This window comes from Streptomyces sp. NPDC091209, assembly GCF_044757755.1.
In the GTDB taxonomy this organism is placed as follows: domain Bacteria; phylum Actinomycetota; class Actinomycetes; order Streptomycetales; family Streptomycetaceae; genus Streptomyces.
In genome coordinates, this window is record NZ_JBIVVR010000001.1 from 1,282,165 (window position 1) to 1,306,561 (window position 24,397).

General features: G+C 70.6%; 17 protein-coding genes. 10 read left to right on the forward strand and 7 right to left on the reverse strand.

The features are described from left to right. Positions 1 to 392 precede the first annotated feature (392 nt). Together ACIQRL_RS05575 and ACIQRL_RS05580 are read left to right on the forward strand one after the other, a co-directional pair. The gene (locus ACIQRL_RS05575; protein WP_401327334.1) at positions 393 to 2,261 is read left to right on the forward strand and encodes a glycoside hydrolase family 3 protein; all 1,869 of its coding nucleotides are present in this window, start codon (positions 393 to 395) and stop codon (positions 2,259 to 2,261) included. Positions 2,262 to 2,407: 146 nt separating this feature from the next. Then, complete coding sequence (locus tag ACIQRL_RS05580; protein WP_401327336.1) at positions 2,408 to 3,004, forward strand: hypothetical protein; 597 nt, start codon at positions 2,408 to 2,410, stop codon at positions 3,002 to 3,004. A 28-nt stretch (positions 3,005 to 3,032) separates the two neighbouring features. Here ACIQRL_RS05580 and ACIQRL_RS05585 read toward each other — a convergent pair whose 3' ends face one another. Further along, positions 3,033 to 3,422, reverse strand: a complete 390-nt coding sequence (locus ACIQRL_RS05585; RefSeq protein WP_401327339.1) for a hypothetical protein — start codon at positions 3,420 to 3,422, stop codon at positions 3,033 to 3,035. A 185-nt stretch (positions 3,423 to 3,607) separates the two neighbouring features. On the opposite strand from ACIQRL_RS05585, the gene ACIQRL_RS05590 reads away from it, so the two are divergent. Then, a complete protein-coding gene (locus tag ACIQRL_RS05590) occupies positions 3,608 to 4,084 on the forward strand; it encodes a hypothetical protein (RefSeq protein ID WP_401327342.1) in 477 nt (158 codons plus the stop codon). Positions 4,085 to 4,105: 21 nt separating this feature from the next. On the opposite strand, the gene ACIQRL_RS05595 is transcribed toward ACIQRL_RS05590, so the two are convergent. The 5 genes from ACIQRL_RS05595 to ACIQRL_RS05615 form a co-directional block, all read right to left on the reverse strand. Then, positions 4,106 to 7,834 (reverse strand): ABC transporter ATP-binding protein, encoded by a 3,729-nt coding sequence (locus tag ACIQRL_RS05595; RefSeq protein ID WP_401327345.1) that lies wholly within the window; start codon positions 7,832 to 7,834, stop codon positions 4,106 to 4,108. A 202-nt stretch (positions 7,835 to 8,036) separates the two neighbouring features. Beyond that, positions 8,037 to 8,957 (reverse strand): serine hydrolase, encoded by a 921-nt coding sequence (locus ACIQRL_RS05600; RefSeq protein WP_401327347.1) that lies wholly within the window; start codon positions 8,955 to 8,957, stop codon positions 8,037 to 8,039. 154 nt (positions 8,958 to 9,111) lie between these two features. Beyond that, positions 9,112 to 11,319 carry a trypsin-like serine protease gene (locus ACIQRL_RS05605; RefSeq protein ID WP_401327350.1) on the reverse strand — a complete coding sequence of 736 codons (2,208 nt, stop codon included), beginning with the start codon at positions 11,317 to 11,319 and terminating at the stop codon, positions 9,112 to 9,114. A 171-nt stretch (positions 11,320 to 11,490) separates the two neighbouring features. Beyond that, complete coding sequence (locus ACIQRL_RS05610) at positions 11,491 to 11,961, reverse strand: hypothetical protein (RefSeq protein ID WP_401328122.1); 471 nt, start codon at positions 11,959 to 11,961, stop codon at positions 11,491 to 11,493. 1,096 nt (positions 11,962 to 13,057) lie between these two features. After that, entirely contained in the window at positions 13,058 to 13,294 is a 237-nt protein-coding gene (locus ACIQRL_RS05615) for a hypothetical protein (RefSeq protein ID WP_401327353.1), read from the reverse strand. A gap of 534 nt (positions 13,295 to 13,828) precedes the next feature. On the opposite strand from ACIQRL_RS05615, the gene ACIQRL_RS05620 reads away from it, so the two are divergent. The 3 genes from ACIQRL_RS05620 (at position 13,829) to ACIQRL_RS05630 (ending at position 20,386) form a co-directional block, all read left to right on the forward strand. After that, positions 13,829 to 17,203: an ALF repeat-containing protein gene (locus ACIQRL_RS05620; RefSeq protein ID WP_401327356.1), complete on the forward strand. Its 3,375-nt coding sequence runs from the start codon at positions 13,829 to 13,831 to the stop codon at positions 17,201 to 17,203. A gap of 140 nt (positions 17,204 to 17,343) precedes the next feature. Next, positions 17,344 to 19,317 carry a DNA/RNA non-specific endonuclease gene (locus tag ACIQRL_RS05625; protein WP_401327359.1) on the forward strand — a complete coding sequence of 658 codons (1,974 nt, stop codon included), beginning with the start codon at positions 17,344 to 17,346 and terminating at the stop codon, positions 19,315 to 19,317. Positions 19,318 to 19,348: 31 nt separating this feature from the next. Then, complete coding sequence (locus ACIQRL_RS05630; protein WP_401327362.1) at positions 19,349 to 20,386, forward strand: hypothetical protein; 1,038 nt, start codon at positions 19,349 to 19,351, stop codon at positions 20,384 to 20,386. 29 nt (positions 20,387 to 20,415) lie between these two features. On the opposite strand, the gene ACIQRL_RS05635 is transcribed toward ACIQRL_RS05630, so the two are convergent. Continuing rightward, a complete protein-coding gene (locus ACIQRL_RS05635) occupies positions 20,416 to 20,589 on the reverse strand; it encodes a hypothetical protein (RefSeq protein WP_401328177.1) in 174 nt (57 codons plus the stop codon). Positions 20,590 to 20,666: 77 nt separating this feature from the next. Here ACIQRL_RS05635 and ACIQRL_RS05640 point away from each other — a divergent pair, with 77 nt between their 5' ends. From ACIQRL_RS05640 to ACIQRL_RS05655, 4 genes are all read left to right on the forward strand, one after another. Further along, a complete protein-coding gene (locus ACIQRL_RS05640) occupies positions 20,667 to 21,050 on the forward strand; it encodes a hypothetical protein (RefSeq protein WP_401327365.1) in 384 nt (127 codons plus the stop codon). A gap of 77 nt (positions 21,051 to 21,127) precedes the next feature. Then, complete coding sequence (locus tag ACIQRL_RS05645; protein ID WP_329299809.1) at positions 21,128 to 21,391, forward strand: CopG family transcriptional regulator; 264 nt, start codon at positions 21,128 to 21,130, stop codon at positions 21,389 to 21,391. Further along, positions 21,388 to 21,801 (forward strand): type II toxin-antitoxin system VapC family toxin, encoded by a 414-nt coding sequence (locus tag ACIQRL_RS05650; RefSeq protein ID WP_401327368.1) that lies wholly within the window; start codon positions 21,388 to 21,390, stop codon positions 21,799 to 21,801. Before ACIQRL_RS05645 ends, ACIQRL_RS05650 begins: the two co-directional genes overlap by 4 nt. Before the next feature lie 155 nt (positions 21,802 to 21,956). Continuing rightward, the gene (locus tag ACIQRL_RS05655) at positions 21,957 to 24,203 is read left to right on the forward strand and encodes a glycosyltransferase family 39 protein (protein ID WP_401327371.1); all 2,247 of its coding nucleotides are present in this window, start codon (positions 21,957 to 21,959) and stop codon (positions 24,201 to 24,203) included. The last annotated feature ends 194 nt before the right edge of the window (positions 24,204 to 24,397 follow it).

Genomic DNA, 24,397 nt, shown 5'->3' on the forward strand with positions numbered 1-24,397 from the left:
AAGTACCGTTGAGGGCCCCCGGGTCCCGGGGTGCGATCAAACGGCTCAAGGGGCCCGGGGCCCCGATGAGGGCCCCGGGGCCCTCATCCGTCCCACCCGCACCGACTTCCGGCATTCGCCCGGATCCCGGGAACCCGGGCCCCTCCCGGTTCGTCACATCCGCATGCTGCCGGACGAGTCTCCGCGGTGCGGTGTCGGCTTCGCTGCTGGCTGCGATCGCTGACCAACCCTCTCCGCCGCCCGCGGCCGGCAGCACGCCGTCACCGGCGCGCCCCCCTCCAACTGCGCCGGTGGCGGCCCCTTCCCGGATACTGTGCACCCCCTTGACTGGCAGAAACTTCCCGGATATTCGTGACTCCTCGGAAGTTTCCTTCACGAGGGAAGGAGCGCTTGTGCGCGACTCCAGCACGGGAAGCACCGCAAGACCGTCCGGGCCGACCGAGCCGGACAGACCGTCAAGGCCCTCCCGGCGTACGGTTCTCGCCGCCACGGCGGGCATCACCGCCGCGCTGGCCGCCGGCCCCCGCGCCCACGCGGCCGACGCCCGCCCGGGCACCGACAAGGCACTGCGCGCCCTGATCTCCCGTATGACCCTGGAGGAGAAGGTCGGCCAGCTCTTCGTCATGCGGGTGTACGGCCACTCGGCCACCGCGCCCGACCAGGCCGACATCGACGCCAACCTCACGGAGATCGGTGTCCGGACGGCCGCCGAGCTGATCGCCAAGTACCGCGTCGGCGGCATCATCTACTTCGCCTGGGCGCACAACACCCGTGATCCGCACCAGATCGCCGATCTGTCGAACGGGATCCAGCGGGCCTCGCTGGAACAGCCGCGCGGACTGCCGCTGCTGATCTCCACCGACCAGGAACACGGGATAGTGGCACGGGTGGGCAAGCCCGCGACGCTGTTCCCGGGTGCCATGGCGCTGGGCGCGGGCGGCTCGCGGGCCGACGCCCGGACGGTGGGCCGTATCAGCGGCGCCGAACTGCGCGCGATCGGCATCAGCCAGGACTACTCGCCCGACGCCGACGTGAACGTCAACCCGGCCAACCCGGTGATCGGCGTCCGCTCCTTCGGTGCCGACCCGGACGCGGTGGCGGGCCTGGTGGCCGCCGAGGTGAAGGGGTACCAGAGCTCGGGGGTCGCGGCCACGGCCAAGCACTTCCCCGGCCACGGCGACACCGCGGTGGACAGCCACTTCGGCTTCCCCGTCATCACCCACAGCCGCGAGTTGTGGTCGGCCCTCGACGCGGTGCCCTTCCGGGCGGCGATCCGCGCCGGCATCGACTCGATCATGACCGCGCACATCATGGTCCCGGCGCTCGACCCGGCCGGCGACCCCGCCACCCTCTCCCACCCGATCCTCACCGGCATCCTGCGCGGCGAACTGGGCTACGACGGCGTCGTGGTGACGGACTCGCTGGGCATGGAGGGCGTCCGGACGAAGTACGGCGACGACCGCGTCCCCGTCCTCGCCCTCAAGGCCGGAGTCGACCAGCTCCTCAACCCGCCCGACCTGAGCGTCGCGTGGAACGCGGTGCTCAACGCCGTACGCGGCGGCGAACTCACCGAGGCCCGCCTCGACGAATCGATCCTGCGCATCCTGCGGCTCAAGGCGAAGCACGGGCTGCTGGGCGACCCGTACGTCCGGGACGCGGGCGTCGACCGGGTGGTCGGCATCCCGTCGCACCTGAGGGCGGCCGACCGGATCGCCGAACGCACCACCACGTTGCTGGTCAACAAGGACGGGCTGCTCCCGCTGTCCCGGCGGCGCACCCCGAGGGTGCTGGTGGTGGGCGCCGATCCCGCCTCGCCGTCGCTGTCCGACGGGCCGCCCACCACCGTTCTCGCCGGCGCGCTGACCGAGCTGGGCTTCACGGCGACGGCCCTGTCCACGGGGACGGCACCGTCGGCGGCGACGATCGCCAAGGCCGTTACGGCGGCGGCCGGCGCGGACGCGGTGGTGGTCGGGACGTACAACCTGACGGCGACCGGGTCCCAGAAGACCCTGGTCGAGCGTCTGCTCGCCACGGGTGTCCCGGTGATCGCCGTCGCCCTCCGCAACCCGTACGACGTCGCCCTGCTCCCCGGGGTCGGCGCCTGCCTGGCCTCGTACTCCTGGACCGATGTCGAAGTGCGCGCCGCCGCCCGGGTGATCGCCGGCCGGGTGGACCCGCGGGGCAGACTCCCCGTGGTGGTGCGACGGGCGGACGATCCGGCGCAGGTGCTGTATCCGATCGGGTACGGGCTGACGTACTAGCCGTACGCAGCCCACCCGGCGTGCCACCCCCAAGTGAGCCAAAGGGTCCCGGATGTCTGGCGTGTACCCGCCTCGGCGGGTCACGCTGGGCAGGGGTCGGGGGGTGAGCCGTGCGAGCCAGCTCGGTGTGTCGGCGTTCCGCGGGAATGGTGTGCGCTCTGCTGCTGGCCGGGACCGCACTCGCGGGCTGCGACCGCTGGTCGGGATCCGGTACCGCCGCCCCCGACCCGGCGGCGGCCTCGACGCGTCCCGCCGGCTACGGACCGGTCTTCCTCGGCCGCGGCGAGTGCAGTTCCTTCGGCACGACCAGTTTCACCGAGGTGCCCTGCGACAGCGAACGGGCCGCCGCCCGGGTGACCGCCCGCTACGACGGCGACGTCGCGGACGGCCCGTCCTGCCCGGCGACCACGGACTTCGTCCTGCACATCAGCGAGACCGAGCCCTCCTCCGACGAGAGCGGCGACGCCGCCGTCCCGCAGGGGTACGCCTGCATGCGCAAGCTCGAACCCCCGCACCCCGGCGACCCGGGCGGCGGCGGAGGCCCCCGCACCATCGTCGGCGACTGCGTCTACGGATCGGGCCGCGGGCAGGTCCGCGAGACGGCGTGCGACGGCACGGGCGAGAAGCGCCCGGAGTACAGGGTGACGTCGGCTGTCACGGCCCGCCCCGCGTGCCCGTCCGCCACGGAGCTCTACGTCGATCTCGGCGGCACCAGGCCGGTGGGCTGCGCCCGCCCGGTGTGAACCGGCGAGCCCCCCGAAGGACTACGGGTCAGCAGAGGATCCAGCCGGAACTCACCGATCCCGAGCCGACCGAGCCCTTGATCCGGACACAGCGGTGGCCCGCGTACAGGGTCACCGGGCCCGCGTGATGCGCGAAGTGCCCGGAGTCCATCACCGGCCGGCCGCCGCGCGCCTGCACGCTGACGGACATCGGCTTGCGGGAGCTCCGCGCCCCGGGGAACGTCACCGCGCAGACATAGCCGCTGCGCTTGTACACCTGCACGGAGCCCGTCGTGAAGGGCAGCGTGCGGACCTTGCGGCCCGAGCAGGTGGTCGGGGCCGCCTGGGCGCTGCCCGGACTCATGAGCGCGAGCAGTCCGGCCGCGCTGAGCACGGCCAGGCCGAGCGCCAGCCGTCGGCGTATCGCACCACTGTCCACTGTCGTCCCTCCCGCAGCAATCAGCGTACTGATGTACGGACGCAGAACATGCGGCGGATGGTTGCGTACCGCTATGACATCGCTGTCGGTTCCCGCTTCATCCGTGAGAGGTTTTTTCCTTTTTCAGGGCAACCGTGCCCGTTTACCCGGGGTCCAACTGGTCAGAAAACGAAAGGCGGTAGTTCATGTCCGGCATCACGTCCTCCCGCACGACCGGCCGCGCACTCGTCGCCGCGGCCCTTCTGATCACCGCCGGTGCCTCGGTACCGGCCGTCGCGCGTTCCACCGCCCCACCGCCCGCCCGCAGCGGGAGCAACGGTCCCGTCTACGACCGGGTGGCCGACTTCTACGGCGCCTACATCGACGCCGTGACCGACACGGGTTCCGGCCGTCTCAGCACCCAGTTGCGCTCGTTCTACCTGACCCCGGGGCTCCGCACCCAACTGGCCGGCTGGGAGCGCCGGCAGCACGCCGACGGGGTGCTGCGCGCCCAGGACGTGCCGAGCGCCTGGAGGGTGACGGCGGGCGACAGCGGCGCCGGGCACACCTGGTCGACGGTCCGGCTGACCTGGGGCTCCCCGCAGCACCCGACGTACACCTATCTGACGGTGCAGTCGGATCTGGCGACGAAGAGGATCTCCGGCATCAAGCCGAGGAGCTGACAGCGGGCCAGGGAACCGACATCAGGCCGAGGAGCTGACCGGCTCCTCGGGCTCCGGGGACCCCACGAAGGTCCGCCACAGCGCGGCGTACCGGCCGTCGAGGCGGAGCAGTTCGTCGTGGGTGCCGTCCTCGGTGACGCGGCCGTGGTCCATCACCACGACCCGGTCGGCGCGGGCGGCCGTCGTCAGCCGGTGGGCGACCACCAGCGTCGTACGGCGGCCCGCCAGCCGGTCGGTGGCCTGGTTGACCAGTGCCTCCGTCCCCAGGTCCAGCGAGGCCGTGGCCTCGTCGAGGAGCAGCACGTCCGGATCGACCAGCTCCGCGCGGGCCAGCGCGATCAACTGGCGCTGTCCCGCGGAGAGGTTGCGGCCGCGCTCGGCGACCTCGTGGAGGTAGCCGCCCTCCAGCGTGGCGATCATGTCGTGCGCGCCGACGGCGCGGGCGGCGGCCTCCACCTCGGCGTCGGTGGCGCCCGGGCGGCCGTAGGCGATGGCGTCGCGGACGGTCCCCTGGAAGAGGTAGGCCTCCTGGGGGACGACACCGAGCCGGTGCCGGTAGGAGGTGATGTCGAGGTCGCGCAGATCCAGGCCGTCGACCGTGACCCGCCCGCCCGTCGGGTCGTAGAACCGCGCGACCAGCTTCACGAGGGTCGACTTGCCCGCGCCGGTCTCCCCGACGAAGGCGACGGTCTGTCCGGCGGGGATGGTCAACGACACGGCGCTGAGCGCCTCTTCGGCCTCGCCCGCGGGGCCGTACGCGAAGTCGACGTCCTCGAAGGCGATCGCGCCCCGCAGCGACGGCACGTCCAGCGGCTCGGCGGCGGCCTTCGTCGACGTCGGCTCCCGCAGCAGTTCCTGGATGCGGCCCAGCGAGACGGTGGCCTGCTGGTAGCCGTCGAAGACCTGCGAGAGCTGCTGCACGGGCGCGAAGAACAGGTCGATGTAGAGGAGGTAGGCGACCAGCGCGCCGGTGGTGAGCGTGCCGGAGTCGATCCGCTGGGCGCCGACGATCAGCACGGCGGCCGCGGCCCCCGAGGCCAGCAGCTGCACGAACGGGAAGTAGACGGAGATCAGCCACTGCCCGCGGATCCGCGCCCTGCGGTAGCTGTCGCTGCCCTCGGCGAACCGCCGCGCGCTCGCGTCCTCGCGCCGGAACGCCTGGAGGATCCGCAGCCCGGACACCGACTCCTGGAGATCGGCGTTGACCACCGACACCCGCTCGCGGGCCAGTTCGTACGCCTTGACGCTCGCCCGGCGGAAGAAGAACGTGCCGATGACCAGCGGCGGCAGCGTCACGAAGACGACCAGCGCGAGCTGTACGTCGATCACCAGCAGGGCGACCATGATGCCGAAGAAGGTGACGACGGAGACGAACGCGGTGACGAGCCCGGTCTGCAGGAACGTCGACAGTGCGTCGACGTCGGTCGTCATCCGGGTCATGATCCGGCCCGTGAGCTCCCGCTCGTAGTAGTCGAGCCCGAGGCGCTGGAGCTGCGCGAAGATCTTCAGGCGCAGCGCGTACAGCACCCGCTCGCCGGTACGGCCCGTCATCCGGGTCTCGCCGATCTGCGCGGCCCACTGGACGAGCACGGTGACCAGGGCGAGCGCGGCCGCCGCCCACACCGCGCCGAGCGCGAGCCGGGTGACGCCCTGGTCGATGCCGTGCCGGATCAGGATGGGCAGCAGCAGCGTCATCACCGCGTCGACGGCGACCAGGGCGAGGCTGACGAGCAGCGGGGCCCCGAAGCCGCGCAGCAGTCTGCGCAGTCCGTAGGAGTCCTCGGCGCCGACCGCGCGGGCCTCGTCGATGTCCGGGACATCGGTGGCCGGGGGCAGCGCCTCGACCTGGGCGAGGAGTCCGGGGGTGGCGGGCATGCCTTCGAGCGCGTTGTCCCTGGGCTCGCGGTCGCCGGTCCACAGGCGCGGTGTCACCCCGCGCTCGGCGTCGAACTCGGCGTCCAGCTCTTCCCGTACGGAGGTGTCCTCCTGCGGTGCCGCGGGCAGGGCGTGTCCCGGGGAGACGCCGCCCAGCTCGTCGGGGTCGGTGAGCAGCCGCCGGTAGAGCGCCGAGCGGTCCTGGAGCTCCGCGTGGGTGCCGATGTCGGCGAGCCGGCCGCCTTCGAGGACGGCGATGCGGTCGGCGAGGTTGAGGGTGGAGCGTCGGTGCGCGATCAGCAGGGTCGTACGGCCCCGCATGACGTGCCCCAGCGCTTCGTGGATCTCGTGCTCGACCTGGGCGTCCACGGCGGAGGTGGCGTCGTCCAGGACGAGCAGCCGCGGGTCGGTGAGGATGGCGCGGGCGAGCGCGACCCGCTGGCGCTGGCCTCCGGAGAGGGTGAGGCCGTGCTCGCCGACCTTGGTGTCGTAGCCGCCGGGCAGCTCCGCGATGAAACGGTCCGCCTGGGCGGCGCGGGCGGCGGTCTCGATCTCGTCCTGTGTGGCGTCCGGGCGGCCGTAGGCGATGTTGGCGCGCACGGTGTCGGAGAAGAGGAAGGAGTCCTCGGGGACGAGCCCGATCGCGGCGCGCAGCGACTCGGTGGTCAGCTCGCGGACGTCGTGCCCGCCGATCAGGACGGCGCCGTGCGTCACGTCGTAGAAGCGGGGCAGCAGCAGCGAGACCGTCGACTTGCCGGAGCCGGACGAGCCGACGACGGCGAGGGTCTCGCCGGGCCGGATCTCGAAGCTCAGTCCGTCCAGGACCGGCCGGCCCTCCACGTAGCCGAAGGACACGTCGTCGAACTCGACGGTGGCGGGCGCGTCGGCCGGCAGGGTCTTGGTGCCGTCCTTGATCGACGGCTCGGTGTCGATGAGTTCGAGGACCCGCTCGGCGCCGGCGCGGGCCTGCTGTCCGACGGTGAGGACGACGGCCAGCATCCGCACGGGTCCGACGAGCTGCGCGAGATACGTGGAGAACGCCACGAAGGTGCCCAGCGTGATCTGGCCGCGCACGGCCAGCCAGCCGCCGAGCGCGAGCATCGCGACCTGGCCGAGGGCGGGCACGGCCTGGAGGGCCGGGGTGTACTTGGCGTTGAGCCGGATGGTCCGCAGCCGGCCCGCGAAGAGCCGCCGCCCGACCTCGCGCAGCTTGCCGGTCTCCTGGTCCTCCTGGCCGAAGCCCTTCACCACGCGGACACCGCTGACGGCGCCGTCGACGACACCCGCCACGGCGGCGGCCTGCGCCTGCGCGTACCAGGTGGCCGGGTGCAGCTTGGAGCGGCTGCGCTTGGCGACGAACCAGAGGGCCGGGGCGACGGCCAGCGCGACCAGGGTGAGCGGCAGGGACAGCGCCGCCATGATCCCGAGGGAGATCAGGAAGAGCAGGACGTTCCCGATGGTCATCGGGAGCATGAAGAGCAGGCCCTGGATGAGCTGGAGGTCACTGGTCGCGCGGCCCACGACCTGCCCGGTGGACAGCTCGTCCTGGCGCCGCCCGTCCAGCCGGGTGATCGTCTCGTACATGTCGGTACGGAGATCGTGCTGGACGTCGAGGGCGAGCCGGCCGCCGTAGTAGCGGCGGATGAAGGTGAGGACGTAGACGAGGACCGCCGCGCCGAGCAGCGCGCCCGCCCAGGGGGCCATGCCTCTGCTGTGGCCGCCGATGACGTCGTCGATGATCACCTTCGTGATCAGCGGGACCACCGCCATGAGGGCCATGCCGCCCAGGGAGGAGCCGAGCGCGAGCACCACGTCCTTCGGGTACCGCCACGCGTACCCGGCGAGCCGCCGCGCCCATCCCCGTTCCGTCGCCACTCCGGTGCCTTCCGTAGATCTCACTCCGCCGGAAGGCACCAACACCGAGCGAAGCGGATTTCATCCCTCCGCAACAATTCGTCCGCCGGTCTCCGCCACAGCAGTCCGCCCGCCGGGCACGGTGGCCGGGCGGGCGGAAGACGACGAGAGGCGTGCGGACGCGGGAGTACGAGGCGTACGGACGCCCGGGGCGCGGCCTAGGTCAGCCGGCCGGGACGGCCGGGAAGGCCTCCGCCGGCTGCGAGGTCGGCGTGAAGCGCTGGGCACTGACGGTGACCGGAACGAGGTCCTTGTGGATGGCCTTGGCGACGCCCTGAATGGTGGCGACGCCGTAGTCCATGGTGCTGCTGCCGACGGTGAGCACCGACATCATGTAGTCGTGGCCGCCGCCGTTGAACGTGCCGAGGCTGTGCACCCGCCAGGCGTTCGTGGAGCGCGAGAGCCAGCCGTTCTTGACGTGCACGGCGACGGTCGAGGGCGCACCGGCGGGGGTGCCCCAGCGCTGCGAGGAGATGACCTGGCCCATGAGCTTCAGGATGTACGCGCGGGAGTTGTCGCTCAGCACCGTGTTCTTGGCGGTGACGAGCTTCAGCAGCTTCTGCTCGTCGGTGACGTTGATCTGCGTCAGACCCCAGTAGCCGCCGGTGCCCGGCGTGGTCTTCGTCATCCCCGCCGCGGTCAGGAAGCCCTTGATCTTCGTCAGACCGAGCTGGTTCCACAGCTTGGTCGTCGAGGCGTTGTCCGACTGGGTGATCATCTTGGTGGCGAGCGACGTCTCGGTGCTCGTCAGATAGCGGTTGTGCTTCTTCGCGTCCCACAGCAGCGTGGCGAGGACGGTGACCTTCACCGTGCTGGCCGAGTCGAACGAGGTGGTGGCGCGGAGTGAGCAGGTGGTGTTGGTCGTACGGTCGTAGAGGCCGACCGCGACGGTGCCCTTGCGGTTCGCGAGCGCCGCGGTGATGTCCTTCTGCAGTTTGGCGGCCAGACCGGCCTTGCCCGACGTACAGCTGACGGCGGGCGCCGCCGCGACGGCGGGCGCCGCGGCGGCCACGCCCGCCAGGAGCACGCCGGCGGTAAGACCCGCCGCCACCACTCGCGCACGTCTGAATATCTCGTGAGTCATGCCCGTGTTGACTCACGAGTTCGACCGAATGGTTGTACGGATCATCGCGGGGATTGTGTGTCGGTCGCCGGTGCCGGCGGTACACGCCGGGAGCCTCCGAGTCCCGTGCGCCGGGTCTCGGAGGCTCCTTCAGGGTTACTTCACGACCCCGGGGTTACTTCACGACGGCGCCGAACCGGACGCCGGCTGCCGGGAGGCCTCCGGTGCCCGGGGCGTACGTGGTGATCGCGGCCGCCGTGCCACCGGTCGCGTTGGACCAGGGCAGCACGTGCACCGCGCCGTACGCCGACGGACCGTAGGGCATGCCCACGTACAGGCTGGTGCCGGTCGCGGCGATGCTGATGCCGACCTGCTGGTTGGTCGCCGGAGCGCCCGGCAGACCCGAGGCACCGCCGGCCTCGATCCAGTAGTCGGAGTCACCCGGAGCGCCCAGCAGGGAGAACGTCTGGATCGCGCCGGACTTGGTGGCCGTACCGATCGCCTCGCCCGGGATACCGACCGCGAGCCTCATCGTCGCCGCCGTGCTCAGCGCGCGGGGCGCGGTGTTCATGACCGCCACCCGCTCACCGAAGCGGTCGCCCACCTCGGCGGTGCCGGTCACCCCGTCGCCCTCCTGGCTGATGTCGCCGATCTGGCTGACCACGCCCGCGGCGGTGATCCGCAGGGTCACCACACGTCCCGCGTTCGCCTTGTCGACGTCGCTCACGGTCAGCGACTCGCCCGGCGAGCCCACCGCCAGGATCGAGTCGGTCGCGGCCGTGGCCCCGGCCGGACGGTACTCGGTCATCGACAGCGACGCGCCGAACTGGTCGCCCGCCTCGGCCGCACCGGTGATCCCGTCGGTGTCCTGGTCTATGCCCGCCAGCGGGGTCGGGATACCGCCCGCGTTCAGCTTGTGGTCGAAGACCGCCAGACCGCCGGATGCCGCCAGCGTGCCGATCTTCTCGCTCGGGATGCCGACCGCGATGTGGTTGGCGTCACCCGCGACCGAGGTGCCGAAGCCGTCGTTGGCCTCCGCCGTGCCCGGCACGTCCGTCTTCTCCTGGTGGACAGCCACGTTGGTGGTGCCGCGCAGGTAGAACACCTCGCCCGCCTTGGTCACCGTGCCGAGCGACTCGCCCGGCACGCCGATCACCAGCCACGGCTCGCCCGCCGCGGTGGCACCCGCGGCCAGGGAGTAACCCATGAGGTCGCCGGCCTCGGGGGTCGACCCGAGGATCGCGCCCGAACCGGTGCCCTGCTCGAGGTGCAGCGTCGCCGGACCGGTGCCGAAACCGCCGCTCCCTCCGTACAAGACATCCACGAAACCGGCGTCCGCCGCAGAACCGACGTCCTCGTGCGGCGTACCGACGACCAGGTCGGTGTAGCCGTCCTGGTTGTAGTCGACGGTCGCCAGGGCCGCGCCGAAGCCGTCGCCCGTCTCCGCGCTGCCCGGCACCCAGGACAGGTCCTGGGTGATCTCGGCGGTGCCCTTGCCCCCGCCGTACACGATGCGCACCAGGCCGGCCTTGGTCTGGGTGCCGACGGTCGCCTCGGGGTCGGCGACCGCAATGTCCTCGATGCCGTCGCCATTGAAGTCGTTCACCTGGGTGGCGTTGACCTTGGAAGTGATCCAGGAGCCGAGGTCGTCGACGCGGGTGGCGACGGCGCCGGTGCGGGTCTCGGTGGCGTCGATGCCGTAGCAACCGCCCTGCCAGGAGCGGCTGTTGATCGCGACGAGCTGGGCATTGCCGCCGGTGACGCGAATCTCGGGGCCGCCGGTGTCGCCGGGGCAGACGGACACGCCGTCCTTGCCGGTGACGGAGGCGGTGGTGGCGTCGGAGGCGTCCACCGAGAAGGCGCCGGTGTGCAGGGCGAGGGGCGCCCACTCGTCCTTGGTGCGGCCGTATCCGGCGACGCGCAGTTCCTCGCCGACGGTCGGCGCGGTGGTGGCCAGGGCGATCGGGTTGACGCCGGTCGCCGGGCCGGAGAGGCGGGCCAGCACCAGGTCGCGGTCGGTGCGCGGCACCAGCTCGACCACGTTGCGGACCACACCGGCAGTACCGGTCAGGTCGGCGCGACCGATGGTGGCGGTGGTGGCGAGCTTCGGCGCGCCGGCGGGCACGGTCAGGCCGGCTGCGGGGTCGTCGACGAAGCAACTGGCGGCTGTGAGCAGCCATTCGGGATCGACGAGGACTCCGGAGCAGCCGCGAGTGCTGTTGCCGATGTCCAGGCGGACGGTGTAGCCGTAGGTGGTGTCGGCGGCGGCGACGGCGGGGCCGGTGAGGGCCTGCGCGGGCACGGCGCACAGGGCGAGCGGCGCGGCGATCAGGGTCGCGGCCAGCGCGGCGACCCGGACGGGTCTGGCGTGTGGGGTGAGCATGACGTCCTTGGGGCGAGAAGACGGAAAAAAGGAAGAAGAAGGAGTCGGCCGGGAGCAACAGGGCTCGCTTCGGAGCGACTTGGGCCGTCCGGCCCGCAACACGACGCTCACGAAGTGAACTCGACGGCCACGGAGCGAACTCGGCTGTCCCTCGGAGTACTTGACGGAGCGCTACTTGGTGGTCCTGATCTCCACGAGCATGAACTCGCGCCCCTGATCGTCCGCGCTCTCGCCCACGGCCGTCCAGGTGTTCTTGGTGATGTCGTAGGACTTCTCCTCGTCACCCACGGTCATGTCCACCTGCGTCGCGTAGTCGTTGCCCCTCACGACATAAACGGCGGGGATCTCCAGCGTCAGCCAGCCCGAGCTGCCGACCGTCTTGAAGCAGATCGTCTTCGACTGCCGCCGGGCCATGACCTGGAGAAGGCCGGTGCCACTGGCACAGTCGGCCAGGGTGATGTGACCGTCACCGCGCTTGAGAACGATGCCCTGCTCCGCCAGGATCTTGCCGGCCTGCGGGTAGTCGAAGTTCTCCACCGCGTAGCCGGGCGCCTCGCCCGCGACCGGAGCCGCCCCGGCGGCCGACGCGCCCACCCCGGCAGACCCGCCCGGCAGTCCCTGTGCCACGACGAGCCAGCCCATGGCGGCCGTCGCCGCCAGGGCCACAACACGCCGCACAAGTCTCCCGCGGCTCGGCCGCGCCTGAAGCGCGGTACGCACACGTGCCTTTATCACAGTCTTGATCCACAGCCTTTGTCGTCGGTTCCGGGAAACTCCGGAACGCGGAATGAAAGGCGGGCATTAAAGCCGTGTCCAGCGGCGAGGGCACGTTCAAGGATGCGCGAAGAAACGACTCTCGACATAACAAAGCGACAGCATGCAAACGCATATCCATAAGCTCACCCTCCCCCTGGAACCCCCGGCTGCTCCGCCCCCAGACAGCCACTCAAAGTCCCGTCCACCCACCTTGCCGCACGATGAGACCAGGGGTCGGGGAAGCACCCAGCCGCACGGGCAATGGACCGCGAAAGCGCTTGTACATCCCGAACGGGAGCCTTTGACTGCGCTATGAAATCTCATGATCCACACTTTGTCCAGCCCGTCGCGCTCTACGCATAAGTGGACATAAGACCGGCTCCGGTCGCGACGTACGGCACCTCATCATGAACGTCTCGCATGCTTCACACAATCAGAACGCAAACATCAAGTGATGGATCGGCAAGGGGCAGTCCGGTCCGCCGGCACCCCCGCCACTCCCTCACACCCACCCGACGCATACGCGCGCCCATGCGGGATAAATCAGACATGTTTGCCTTGTGCGTGAATTCACCCGTGCGATCCATGCCATCCTTCCGCCGGTAATCGATGACATCGGCACCTGTTTCGGGAGGAACAAAGGGACCCTTGCGCCGCTTACCCCTTTCGCGGGTGCCTTTTGGTCCTCCCCGGGGGGTACCCAAAGGTGCGAGACAACGGCCACGGCCGCAGAGCAGGCAGCGCCGCCCTGGACTCCGGCGGCCAGGCGGCCAGGCGCCCTGGCCACGCTCATCACGCATACCCCTCGGCCACGCGCCGCTCGACCGGCCCATGCGCCTCCGGCCCACCGCGCACGGGAGACAAGCCACTCGCCATACGGCGTCGAGGGCTCGGGACTGCACCACCGACCCCCTCGCGGCCGCGCGCACAGGGAAGGAGCAGTAGTCGTCCTTGACCGAGTGGGCAGCGGGGATCTCCAGGATCAGCCGGCCCTCGTCACCGATGTTGTTGCAGGCCAGGAGCTCGAACCGCCCGGTCCTGTCACGCAGCCGTCAAGCGTGGTGCGGCCGTCACCATGCCTCAGGGCGAGGCCCTTCCCTGCCAGGAGCTTGCCGGCCTGCGAGTGGTCGAAGCCCTCCACGGCATGGCCGGGGGTGCCGTCCGCGACGCTCGCCACGTCGGCCTTCCCGGACGGCGCGACAAGGACCCCGGCGGTCATGGGGAGTACGGCAAGTGCGCCTGCCGCCGCAGTGGCAGGCATCCGCGCAACAAGTCGCTTGCTTCGCCGCTTCACAGCCATTACGTCACGCTCCATCAGCGCACCCCTCGCCTCGAAGCGGAATGGCAGCTTTACGAAATACCCCTCATATCGAGCTGTGTCGCAGCTACTCCGTAAAGGCTCGCCCGACCTCTCACGGCGAGGACTGCAGGCCTGCACGACCTTCACGAACGCAACCACGGCAACACAGACACACAGTGCTGATCAACCGTCAAAGTCCTTTTAGAAGCGAGATCTTGACGATACATCAGGTGTGATGTGCGCCACCTCGCGAAAGGTTGTATGAAAAGAAGCGGCAATCGAGTAACACCTCCCGTCGCACCTACGACCTTCCCGGTCCTTTAACTCGGCTTTCACCGTGGTGAGTTGATAGGGTCACCGTCATTCATCGACGTTTCCACGTATACCCATGCCGGATCCTGCCCGCGCGGTTTCAGCGGAGCTCATCCCACTTTTCACGCGAGGAAATCCCCTTTGCAGACAATTTTCTGGAGCCGACGCCGCGTGCTCGGTGCGCTCGCCGCCGCGACCGCCGTCGCGGCTATTCCTTCGGTCCTGATACCGGCCACCGCCGCTGCCGCCGAAGGCACCGCACCCGAACCGGTGCCGCTGCCCGACACCGAGCGCGCCAAGGTCGTCAGGGCGTGGCTGACCGGTGGCAAGGGCGCCAAGGCCGCCGCCGCCGAGGCCCTCTACGGGTCGGACGCCGACATCCAGACCTTCCTCGCCGAGACGCTGCCGAGGCAGACCGTGGAGGACAACCGGGTCGCGATCGTCCGCAGCCTGGACCGTGCGGGCAAGGGCCTGCGCCGGGAGGCCGCCGCCGCCCTCGACAACGGCGACGCCGCGATCGCCGCGTTCCTGAAGGACGGCTTCAAATCGGCCATCCTCGAAGATCTCCAAGTCGCCACCACCACCGTCTCGGCCACCGGCGGCAAGGCGGTGGTGCGCAGCGCCAACACCGCCCTCAACGCCGGCACCAATCCGGCTCTCACCGCCTTCCTCACCGACAGCCAGTACGACTCCCGCCTGGAGGACACGCGGGTCCAGGTCAGCACCATGCTGATAACCGCCGGCCCGGAGGTGCAGAAGTACGCGAGCCGTGCGCTCGACGGCGCCGCAGCCGATGTGCAGTGGTTCATCGAGACCGGCCAGCACATCGCGCGCGCCCGTGACCAGGAGTCGGCGACCATCGAGGAGCTGGTGGCCCTCGTCGAGCGCGAGGGCAAGCTCGCCGAACAAGAGACCAACCTGGCCGTGGAGGCCTCGGCCCGCGCCGAGACCGCCGCCGGGAAGGCCAAGGAAGCCGCCGAGAAGGCCGCTGCCGAGGCGACCGCCGCCCAGAACGATGTGCAGAAGTCGGGGGCGGCGGCCCGCAAGGCGGCGAGCGCGGCGAAGGGAGCGGCGGACGCCGCACGCAACGCCATCAACGCCTCCAATGCCGCGGTGAGTGCCTCCCGCCGCGCCTCCTGGGCGGCAACCGGCGCCGCTCAGGCCGCCTCGAAGGCGGGCAGCGCCGCAGCCACTGCCTACAAGGCCGCGATAGCCGCCTCCAAGGACGCGAGCAAGACGGCGGAGGCCAAGAACGCCGCGGTCGCCGCCAGGAACGCGGCGGCCAAGGCCCGTAGCGCCGCCAAGGCCGCCGACAAGGCAGCCATCGCCGGCGATGCGGCCGCGACCGCCGGCAAGGCCGCCGCCTCCGCCGCACGCAACGCGGCCGCCGCCGCCACGGCCGCCGCCCAGGCCGCCGTCGCCGCCGGTGTCGCCCAGGCGGACGCCGACGAGGCCAAGCACCAGGCCGCGATCGCCACCGCTGCCGCCAACCGTGCCACCAACGCGGCCTCCACCGCACAGGCCCTGGCCAGCACTGCCGCCGCCGCGGCCCGCACCGCCCGCGACGCCGCCAACTCAGCCGCCGACCACGCCGACAACGCGGCAGCCGCGGCCGAGGAGGCCGTGAAGTACGCGGGCCAGGCCATCGACTACGCCAACAAGTCGACCGCCCACGCCGATGCGGCCGTGAAGGCGGCGAACGTCGCCACCAAGGCCGTCTCCGACGCCATCGAGGTGGAGAAGAACGCCCGCGCCGCCGAGGCCCAGACCCTGGATCAGGACAAGCAGCAGGCGATGGAGGAGGCGCGGTTGCTCGCCTCCGTCGAGGCGGACGAGCTGTCCGACGCCCGCGACAAGCGGCTCCTGGCGGACCGCACCGCCCAGGACATCAAGGACCTCACCTCCAGGGCCGAACAGGCCCTGTACTCCGGCGACCTGACGCTCGCGGGGACCCTGGGGCGCAAGGCCGCGATCGGCCTGCTCGACGCCCGGGGAGCCTGGACCCGGCAGGCCGCCCAGCACGCCCTGGCGGGCTCCGACGACGACATCTTCGCCTGGATCGACCTCGACCGGGCCCTCGCCGAAGCCCAGGACGACCGCGAGACCGCCCTCCATGTGGCGACGGTCGCCGCACCGAAGATCGCCCAGGCCGCCCAGCTCGCCCTGGCGAGTTCCAGCTCCACGGCCGTCGGCGACTTCCTCACCATCGGCATCAAGAACGCCTCCGACGAGGATCTGCGCGTCGCGATCGGCAAGATCCTCAAAGATGGCGCGGGCAAGGCCGTCACCAAGGCCGCCAACGATGCACTCGACGCCAACACCACCGAATCCCTCAACCACTTCTTCGACGAGGCCTACCCGCTGGCGCAGGAGGAGGACGACAAGGTCCTCGCCGGCCAGCTCATCTCCACCGCCGGCGCCTTCACCAAGGCCTACGCCGAGGTCGCCCTACAGGGCCCGGCGTGGATGCTCCGCAACTTCATCTCCCTGGTGCAGTTCCAGACGGCCCAGCTCGACCACGACACCGCCACCCATGTCGCCGCGATCCTCGGTGCGATCGCCGCCGCCTCGAAGATCGCCTACCAGGCGCAGCAGAACGCGGACCTCGCGTCGAAGGCCGCCGCTGAGGCCCGTAACGACGCCCAAAAGGCCCAGGAGTGGTCGGACAAGGCGCTCGACTCGGCCGCCAAGGCCGACGATTACGCGGACGAGGCGCGAGCGAACGCGGACGCCGCCGACAAGTCGGCCGCTGACGCCCAGGCTTCCGCCGACAAGGCGAAGGCGGCTGCCGCGACCGCCCGTGGCGCGGCGCGTACAGCCAACTACGCGGCCAACAAGGCGATCGACTCGGCGCGTGCCGCCCTCAAGTCCTCCGCCGACGCCCAGACTTCGGCCAACGCCGCCCGTGCCGCCAAGCTCGCCGCGCAGGCGAACGCGAAGGAGGCCGCCGCCGCATACTCCGACGCCAAGCGGATCGCCGCCGAGAAGCACCGGGCCGAAGTGGACGCCGCGGCCCTGGAAGCCCTCAAGCAGGCCAATGAGAACCGCCAGAACAAGAATGACCCCGCCAACAACAACCAGAACAACCAGGTCAACCCCAACGGCACCAAGGACCCCGCCGACTCCGACGAGTGGTGGAACAACGCCCAGTCCTACGCCGACGCGGCCAACGCGGTCAGCATCGGTGCCGGCTTCCTGGCCGCCGGCTGCGCTCTCGCAGGCTTCGTCTTCCCACCGGCCTTCGTCGCGGCCGGCTTCTTCGCCGAGGTCTCCATGGGTGCCAGCGCCATCAGCACCGTCTTCACCGGCATCGAACACGGCTTCACCAGCAGCGAGTTCGGGTGGTCCGCCGCAAGTACCGGCCTGAGCCTGGTCACCTACGGCGCGAGCAAGGCGCTGGGCGCAGCCGCAAAGCCCGCCAGCACTCTCGTCAAGCCCGTCGTGAGCCAGATCGCGGGCTTTGCCGAGGACGGGGCCTCCTCCATCACCAGAGGTCTCGTCGATCTAGTCAGCTGACGAGTGCGTCCCTTTGATCCGGCCCTGACGCGGTAGAGCGCAGCCCACCCACCACTGCCGTTCGGGGGGCACTGCATGTCCGGTGCCCCCTGCCCCCCCTGCCCCAAGACAAAGAACCAAGGAAGAGAGATCTGACGTACATGCACGAGATACGCCCGAGAGGCGCGGCCCGAATACGGGCCCGGTCGACCGTACTGGCCGTACTGACCGCGGTGACGCTGGGACTCACCACGGCGGGTACGGCCACGGCACAGCAGAGCGCGGACGAGAAGCCGCGGCAGGTGGGGAGGGTGGACCTGACCGACCGGACCGCCGCCACCGCCACCGCCACCGCCACCAGCGCCTTCCCCAAGCAGTCCGGGGAACACTGTGAGGCCACGAAGGCAGGCTCGAAGGAGCGCCGGGCGGGCGCCGTCAAGGCGTGTGTGAGCACCAGCCCCATCCTGGCCGCGCGTACCACGGCACAGCCGCAGAGCCTTGCCGCCACTGCCGCCGCCCCCACTGCCGCCGCCGCTGCCGCCGCCAGCTGCTCCGTCCCCGGCGACTACTCCTACGAGCGCTTCAGTTACTGCGTGACCGGGATCAACGTCCTCTACCTCCTGCGCGACAGCAACGGCGCGGAGCTCGGGCGCGGCACCCTGGAGATCTCCACCAGTGCATCGCTCCCCGCGAGCGGCACGACGTGGAGCGAGCACGTCACCGTGACGATGACCTCCGCGCAGAACGCCGTCACCGCCCTCAACGCCAAGTTCCGCGCCGCCTGCGGAACCGGCTGCACGGCGACGACGACCGCGCCCTGGTACAACAGCGACCTGGTCCTGGGGAAGAGCCTCAACGGCGACGTCAAGTACTCCTCGTCCCCCGCGGCGGGCGGCGTCGCGCAGTTCCTCACCTCGTACAAGATGTACGTGACCTCCCCGGGCGCCACGGCCATCGACCCGAACGCCTCGTGGGACAACCCGCGCAAGATCCGCTGTGACAACGCGGTCGGGGGCACCTCGACGGCGGGCTGTGTCATCCCTTCGATCATGCCCGTCGTACCGATGAGCGCGCAGGCCTCCGACGCCGGCGGCGCCGTGGCCGCTTATGCGTGGGCGCAGCAGAACCTCGACGGTGGCTGGGGAAAGAAGGGCAAGCCGCTGACCCGGTCGACGAGCGGCGTGGCCAACCGCACCGCCAGCACGTGCGGAGGCTTCACGGCCGAGACGGAGATCGTCGAGAACGACTCCTGCGGTGACTTCCCCTTCGGCGAGGCGAAGGAAGGCGGCGCCGCCGGCGCGGAGTGCGTCGAGGTGATCCCCAATCTCGGCAACGGCGAATGGGACACCTACATCCTGAACGACGCCCGTGACCTGGACCGCACCTCACCCTGCGTGCAGGCCCATGTCACGCCCGCCGAGAAGCAGTACGCCGACAACCAGCTCGCCGACGGCTTCAAGAACCAGCGGGTGATCGACGCCGACCAGTTCGAGCTGACATTCTCGTTGCCGGACACTGGCCCGCAGGCCAGCTGCTTGAACGACCCCGCGCCGTTCAACTCGCTTCCCAACAGCGACGGCTGGTTCTTGAACACCAAGGAGGCGGTTCCTCTCATCAACAAGAGTGAGCCGGCGGACGGGTCCGGATACAGGCCGACCCGGGCGCAGGCATGCGTGGGGCTGAATGTTAAGGAGGGGACCGATACCAGCAATCCCGTCACCGGCATGAAGGACGCGGTGGAGTACGCGAAGACGAACAACCTCACCTACGACCAGTCCCGGTGTCATCTCATCCCGAAGGTCCTCGGCGGAAAGGGCACGAGCAAGCGCACTCGGTTCAACCTCGTCCCTTGCTGGCAGGTCGGAATGAACACGGGCACGCCCAGCATGCGGACGTACGAGAAGATGGCGGAGGACCTGGTCAAGGGCAACGATCCCAATCGGGTCCTCGGAACGAACGACGCGATCTTCTACCAGGTGACACCCGTCTACAACGACGCGACCAGCACCATCCCGGTGGGCGTCACGATGAGCGCTTACATCGAACGGGCTAACGGGACGACCGAGGAACTGTTCCCCAACGTCTACGTCACCAACACCCATGGAAACACCGGGTTGTATAACCTCGGTAACTGATCCCACTCAGTTAGCGCCAACGGGAGCCGGCATGAGTTTCACCACCCCACCGCGGCCGTTCGACATCACCGCGCTCTTCCCTCAGCTGGCCCCGCTGGCGCGCTCGGCGACCCGGTTGCACCCGCGCCCCGGGTCGCCGACCGTGCACGACAGCTCCGTCGGCGGGCCGCTCCTGTGGCCCGCCGACGAGGCGTGGCCGTACTGCGACGAGCCACACGACAGCCGCGCGGCCCCGGTGGTCCACTCCCCCGACGACGTCCGGCTCCTGCGCCACGACCGCGCCGCAGCGGCCGAGCGGCGGCGCCTCGACCCCGAGGCACCTCAGTGGACTCCCGAGGAACGGGCGACCTGGGAGCGGCTCGCGGACCGCCCGTGGTTCGAGGGCCCGATCCCCCTCCTCCCCGTCGCCCAGCTCTACGCTCGCGACGTTTCCTTCCCGCGCCCGCCCGACGCGGACCTCCTCCAGGTCCTCTGGTGCCCCTTCGACCACGAGATGGCCCACCCCCGGACAGCCCTCTTCTGGCGCTCCTCGGCCACCGTCACCGACGTTCTCGACGCACCGCCCGAGCCGCCCATCGTCCAGCGGGACTGCTACCTCCCGGAGCCGTGCCTGTTCTCACCGGAGCAGGTCACCGAGTACCCCAACCCCTTGGACCTGGACAAGGAGCTTCAGGACCAGCTGGACGACATGAGCCACTGGGAGACGATCGACCCCGCGCGGTACAACACGTACGCGGACGACCCGGGCGAGCTCTACCTGAACAACCTCTCCACCGCCCCCGGCTGGAAGACCGGTGGCTGGACCCGCTGGAGCCTCACCGACCCCAAGCCCCGCCCCTGCCCCGAGTGCGGCACCGAGCAGGTCCCTCTCCTCACCATCGCCTCCTGGGAATGGGACGGCGGCAGCGGGACCTGGATCGCCGAGGAGGAACCGACGAATCCGGCCCCGCCTCCCCTGGGCGCCAAGGCCGGCAACTTCACCTTGATCGACATCGTCGGCGGCTACAACCTCCAGCTCCACGTGTGCCCGAAGTCCCCGGACCATCCCCACATCGAACTGGTCCAGTGAGCAAGCCCAACGCCCAAGCACCGGGACGCCTACCCCTGCACGCCCGCCTCGCTGCACTCGAACCCGGCGAGGCGGGCCCCGCGGCTCTCCGCGACACGGTGGACGTCGCGCAGCGCCTCGGCCAGGCGAGCGGCCAGGAATCGGAGTTGCGGGGGCGTGGCCCTGCGGTCGGCGAGCATGTCGGCGGCGTGGGTTCCGTTCATCGCAGCCGTCAAGGCAAGCTCTCGCATCCTCTGAACCGGCCCCCCCCTGCGCCCTGTCCCGGAAGGACACCGCTCCCGTGCTCGCGTCCGTCTCGACCGAGTGGCTGTGGCTGCTGGCCATGGCCGCCACCGTGATCCACTGCTCCGCCATGGCCAAGTGGATCCCGGTCCAGAAGTTCTGGACGGTGTACCCGTCCATCATGGTCGGCTGCGGCACGGGAGCAGGCGCGGTCGGCCTGCGATCCGGCTTCGGTCTGGGCGCCATGCTGGTCCTGTGCGCGTTCGCCCTCATCGGGCTCACCATCGGGCTGTTCCCGACCCGCAAGCTGCTCACAGCCTGGGCACAAGAGATCAACAACGGGGTGACCCGCGACCGCTACGACTACCCCCGCTCACACGTGGTGTTCTGCATCGTCGTGGTGGTCGCCCTGCTGATCGCGGGCTTCGCGCTGACCCGCTGACCGGCTGACCCGCTGACCCGCCGACCCGCCGACCCGCCGACCACGACGATGGTGGGATTCAAGGTAGGATACGTAGCATGAGTGAGCCTACCGGCAAGTACTCGATCACCATGCCGCGTGACATCGCCGAGGCCGCCAAGGCCCGCAGCGGCCCCTCCGGACTCTCCGCCTACGTCGCCGCGGCCGTCGCCCGCCAGATCGAGCGGGACAGTCTCAACGAACTCATCACGGTCGCGGAGGCCGAACACGGTCCCGTCACCGACGAAGAGATCCAGGCCCTGCGAGACCAGCTCCACCGAGCCCGGGAGCAACAGACCCGAGGCGGGGCGGACGCCGCGTGAGCCCCTCCCCCGCCGTCCCCGGCGGCACTCTGGTCCTCGACAGCGAGGGGCTGGCCAGGGCCGTCCTGCGCGACCGCACGGTAACCGGCTGGCTCGCCCTGGCCCGCGCCGAAGACCTGAGGGTGATCACATCCGCGGTCACCCTCGTGGAAGTGATTCACCCACGGATCAACCGGCCGGCCCTCGAATGGACCCTGTCCCGCCTCGTCGTCGAACCGGTCACCGAGCCCATCGCCCGGCACGCCGCCGCCCTCCTCTCCGACACCGGCCTGCACGGCCACAAGTACGCCATCGACGCCATGGTCAGCGCCACCGCCCTCGCGGCCCCCGGTTCGGTGACGGTCCTGACCTCCGATCCGGAGGACATCATGGCGCTGTGCGGCGGGCACGCCACCGTCATCAAACTCTGATTCCCTCCAGGCACATCGGCACAGCACCGGTCACGCTCCGCAACGCCGTTCTCGCGCCAACCGGCTAGGACGGGTGCTCCCCTCACCCACACACCCACAGGCTGCCCCCAGCCTGGGCACAGCTGTCACCCATCGGGGGTCTGCACGGTGCAGTGGTGACATCTGCCACCGATCCACTCCCCCACCCCACCGCGACCCCCGACTCGCCGCCGGCCACGCCCGCGGCGCCGCCGGAGAGGTCGCCACGCTGGTCGCTCCCCGCCCTGATCGCGATCCTGATCCTGGCGGCGGTGCTCTACTCATGGAACCTGTCCGGCTCCGGCCTGAACAGCTTCTACAGCTCCGCCGTGTTCAGCGGCACACAGAGCTGGAAGGCCTGGTTCTTCGGCTCGTTGGACGCGGGCAACTTCATGACCGTCGACAAGCCGCCGTTCGCACTGATGGTCATGGGCCTGTCCTGCCGGGTCCTCGGTTTCGGCACCTGGCAGATGATGCTGCCGATGATCCTCGTCGCGCTGGCGACGATCTGGATCCTGCACACCTCCGTGAAGCGGGTGTGGGGTGACGGCGCGGCGACCGTCGCCGCGCTGGTGCTCGCGCTGACCCCGATCACGGTCGCCATCAACCGGGACAACAACCCCGACACCCTGCTGGTGTTCCTCATGGTGTCGGGTGCGGCCCTCGCCCTGCGGGCGACCACGAACGGCAGGCTGCTGCCGCTGCTCGGCTCGGCCGCCTGCTTCGGCCTCGCGTTCAACACGAAGATGCTCCAGGGCTACATCGCACTGCCCGCCGTCTTCGCGGTCTACCTCTACGCGGCCACGCCGAAGCTCAGGAAGCGGATCGTGAACCTGCTGCTCGCGGGTGTGGTCCTGGCCGTCTCCAGCTTCTGGTGGGCGACGGCCGTGTCCCTCGTGCCCGCCGACGACCGGCCCTACATCGGCGGTTCGACGGACGGCACTGCCTGGGACCTGATCATGGGCTACAACGGCCTCGGCCGGGTCCTCGGCGGCGAGGGCAACGGCGGGGGCGGAGGCGGCGGGGGCGGCGGCTTCTCCGGTACCGCGGGTCTCGGCCGGCTGTTCAACGACATCCTGGGCGGCCAGATCTCCTGGCTGATCCCCTTCGCGGCCATCGCCCTCGTCGGCGGTCTGGTGCTGCGCGGCCGTGCCCCGCGCACCGACCTCACGCGCGCCGCGCTGGTGCTGTGGGGCGGCTGGCTGCTCCTGCACTACCTGACGTTCGCCATGGCCGAGGGCACCATGCACCCGTACTACACGACCGCGGTCGCCCCTGGCATCGCGGTGCTGTGCGGGGGCGGCGGCGCCATGCTGCTGCGCGCCTTCCGGGGCGGTGACGTGCGCTGGTCGTGGGTGCTGCCCGCCGGGTTCGCGGTCACCGGCGTCTGGGCGGTCGTGCTGCTGCGCCGGGCCACCGACTGGAACGCCTGGCTGTGGCCCGCCGTCGCGGTGGTCATGGCGCTGGCGCTCGTGGGCCTGGTCCTCTTCCGTACCGGCCGACGCGCCCGGCTGCTGGCCGCGTCCGTGACCGCCGCGATCGTCGCGGCCCTCGCGGGTCCGACGGCGTACGCGGTCGCCGTTCCGGCGAGTACGGGCGGCGGAGGCATGGGCGGCAGCAACCCGACGGCCGGTCCGTCCACCGGCAACGGCTTCGGTGGCCGCGGTGGCGGCCCTGGTGGCAACGGCGGCGGCGAGCTGCCCGGCGGCACCCGGCAGGGCGGCCAGGCCGCCGGCCAGGAAGGCGGTCAGATGACGCCCGGCGGGGGCACGAACGGCGAGCTGCCCGGCGGTGCCCCACAGGGCGGCGGGAACGGCGGGTTCCCGGGCGGCGGCGAGAACGGCCAGGGCGGCGGCGTCCCCGGCGGCGAGAACGGCACGGCTCCCGGCGGCACGGCCCCGAACGGCTCGGGCGGTCGGCCCGGCGGCGGGGGCGGCTTCGGTGGCGGTGGCGGCATGGGCGGCGAAACCAGCAGCGAGCTGATCTCGTACCTGGAGAAGCACCAGGACGGCGCCGAGTGGCTGCTCGCGGTGTCCAACTCGCAGAGCGCCGGGCAGTTGATCCTGAGCACCCACAAGCCCGTCATCTCCATGTTCGGCTTCACCGGCAGTGACAACGGCATGACGGTCGCCAAGCTCAAGGAGCTGGTGAAGAAGGGCGAGCTGCACTACATCCAGGTCGGCGGCGGAGGCATGGGCGGCGGAATGGGCGGTGGCAACAGCGCGAGCTCCGCGGTCACCGCGTGGGTGCAGAAGAACGCCACGGCGGTGAAGGCCAGCGAGTACAGCAAGAGCACGACGTCGGCGTCGGGTTCGAGCTCCGAGGCCCAGAACGGCCAGTCGACCTCGACGCTCTACCGGCTCGACCCGTCCGACCTCGGCTGATCCCACGTCCGACACCCGGCGGCCCCTGACCACGCCCGGTCAGGGGCCGCTCGACGCTCGACGATCCTGGCCGGAGACGTCCGGTATGTCATGTCTCGCACGCAGCGGGCGAGTTGTTGAATCCCGACACGGAACCGACACCTCCCCTTAACCCCAGGAACCTCATGTCCATGTCACGCTCCCGGTTATCCGCT

Excerpts from the sequence above, each read along its gene's own strand:
- ACIQRL_RS05580 (WP_401327336.1), top strand. The coding sequence starts at position 2,408 with ATGGTGTGCGCTCTGCTGCTGGCCGGGACCGCACTCGCGGGCTGCGAC.
- ACIQRL_RS05590 (WP_401327342.1), top strand. The coding sequence starts at position 3,608 with ATGTCCGGCATCACGTCCTCCCGCACGACCGGCCGCGCACTCGTCGCC.
- ACIQRL_RS05600 (WP_401327347.1), bottom strand. The coding sequence starts at position 8,957 with ATGACTCACGAGATATTCAGACGTGCGCGAGTGGTGGCGGCGGGTCTT.
- ACIQRL_RS05605 (WP_401327350.1), bottom strand. The coding sequence starts at position 11,319 with ATGCTCACCCCACACGCCAGACCCGTCCGGGTCGCCGCGCTGGCCGCG.
- ACIQRL_RS05610 (WP_401328122.1), bottom strand. The coding sequence starts at position 11,961 with ATGGGCTGGCTCGTCGTGGCACAGGGACTGCCGGGCGGGTCTGCCGGG.
- ACIQRL_RS05615 (WP_401327353.1), bottom strand. The coding sequence starts at position 13,294 with ATGACCGCCGGGGTCCTTGTCGCGCCGTCCGGGAAGGCCGACGTGGCG.
- ACIQRL_RS05625 (WP_401327359.1), top strand. The coding sequence starts at position 17,344 with ATGCACGAGATACGCCCGAGAGGCGCGGCCCGAATACGGGCCCGGTCG.
- ACIQRL_RS05630 (WP_401327362.1), top strand. The coding sequence starts at position 19,349 with ATGAGTTTCACCACCCCACCGCGGCCGTTCGACATCACCGCGCTCTTC.
- ACIQRL_RS05635 (WP_401328177.1), bottom strand. The coding sequence starts at position 20,589 with ATGAACGGAACCCACGCCGCCGACATGCTCGCCGACCGCAGGGCCACG.
- ACIQRL_RS05645 (WP_329299809.1), top strand. The coding sequence starts at position 21,128 with ATGAGTGAGCCTACCGGCAAGTACTCGATCACCATGCCGCGTGACATC.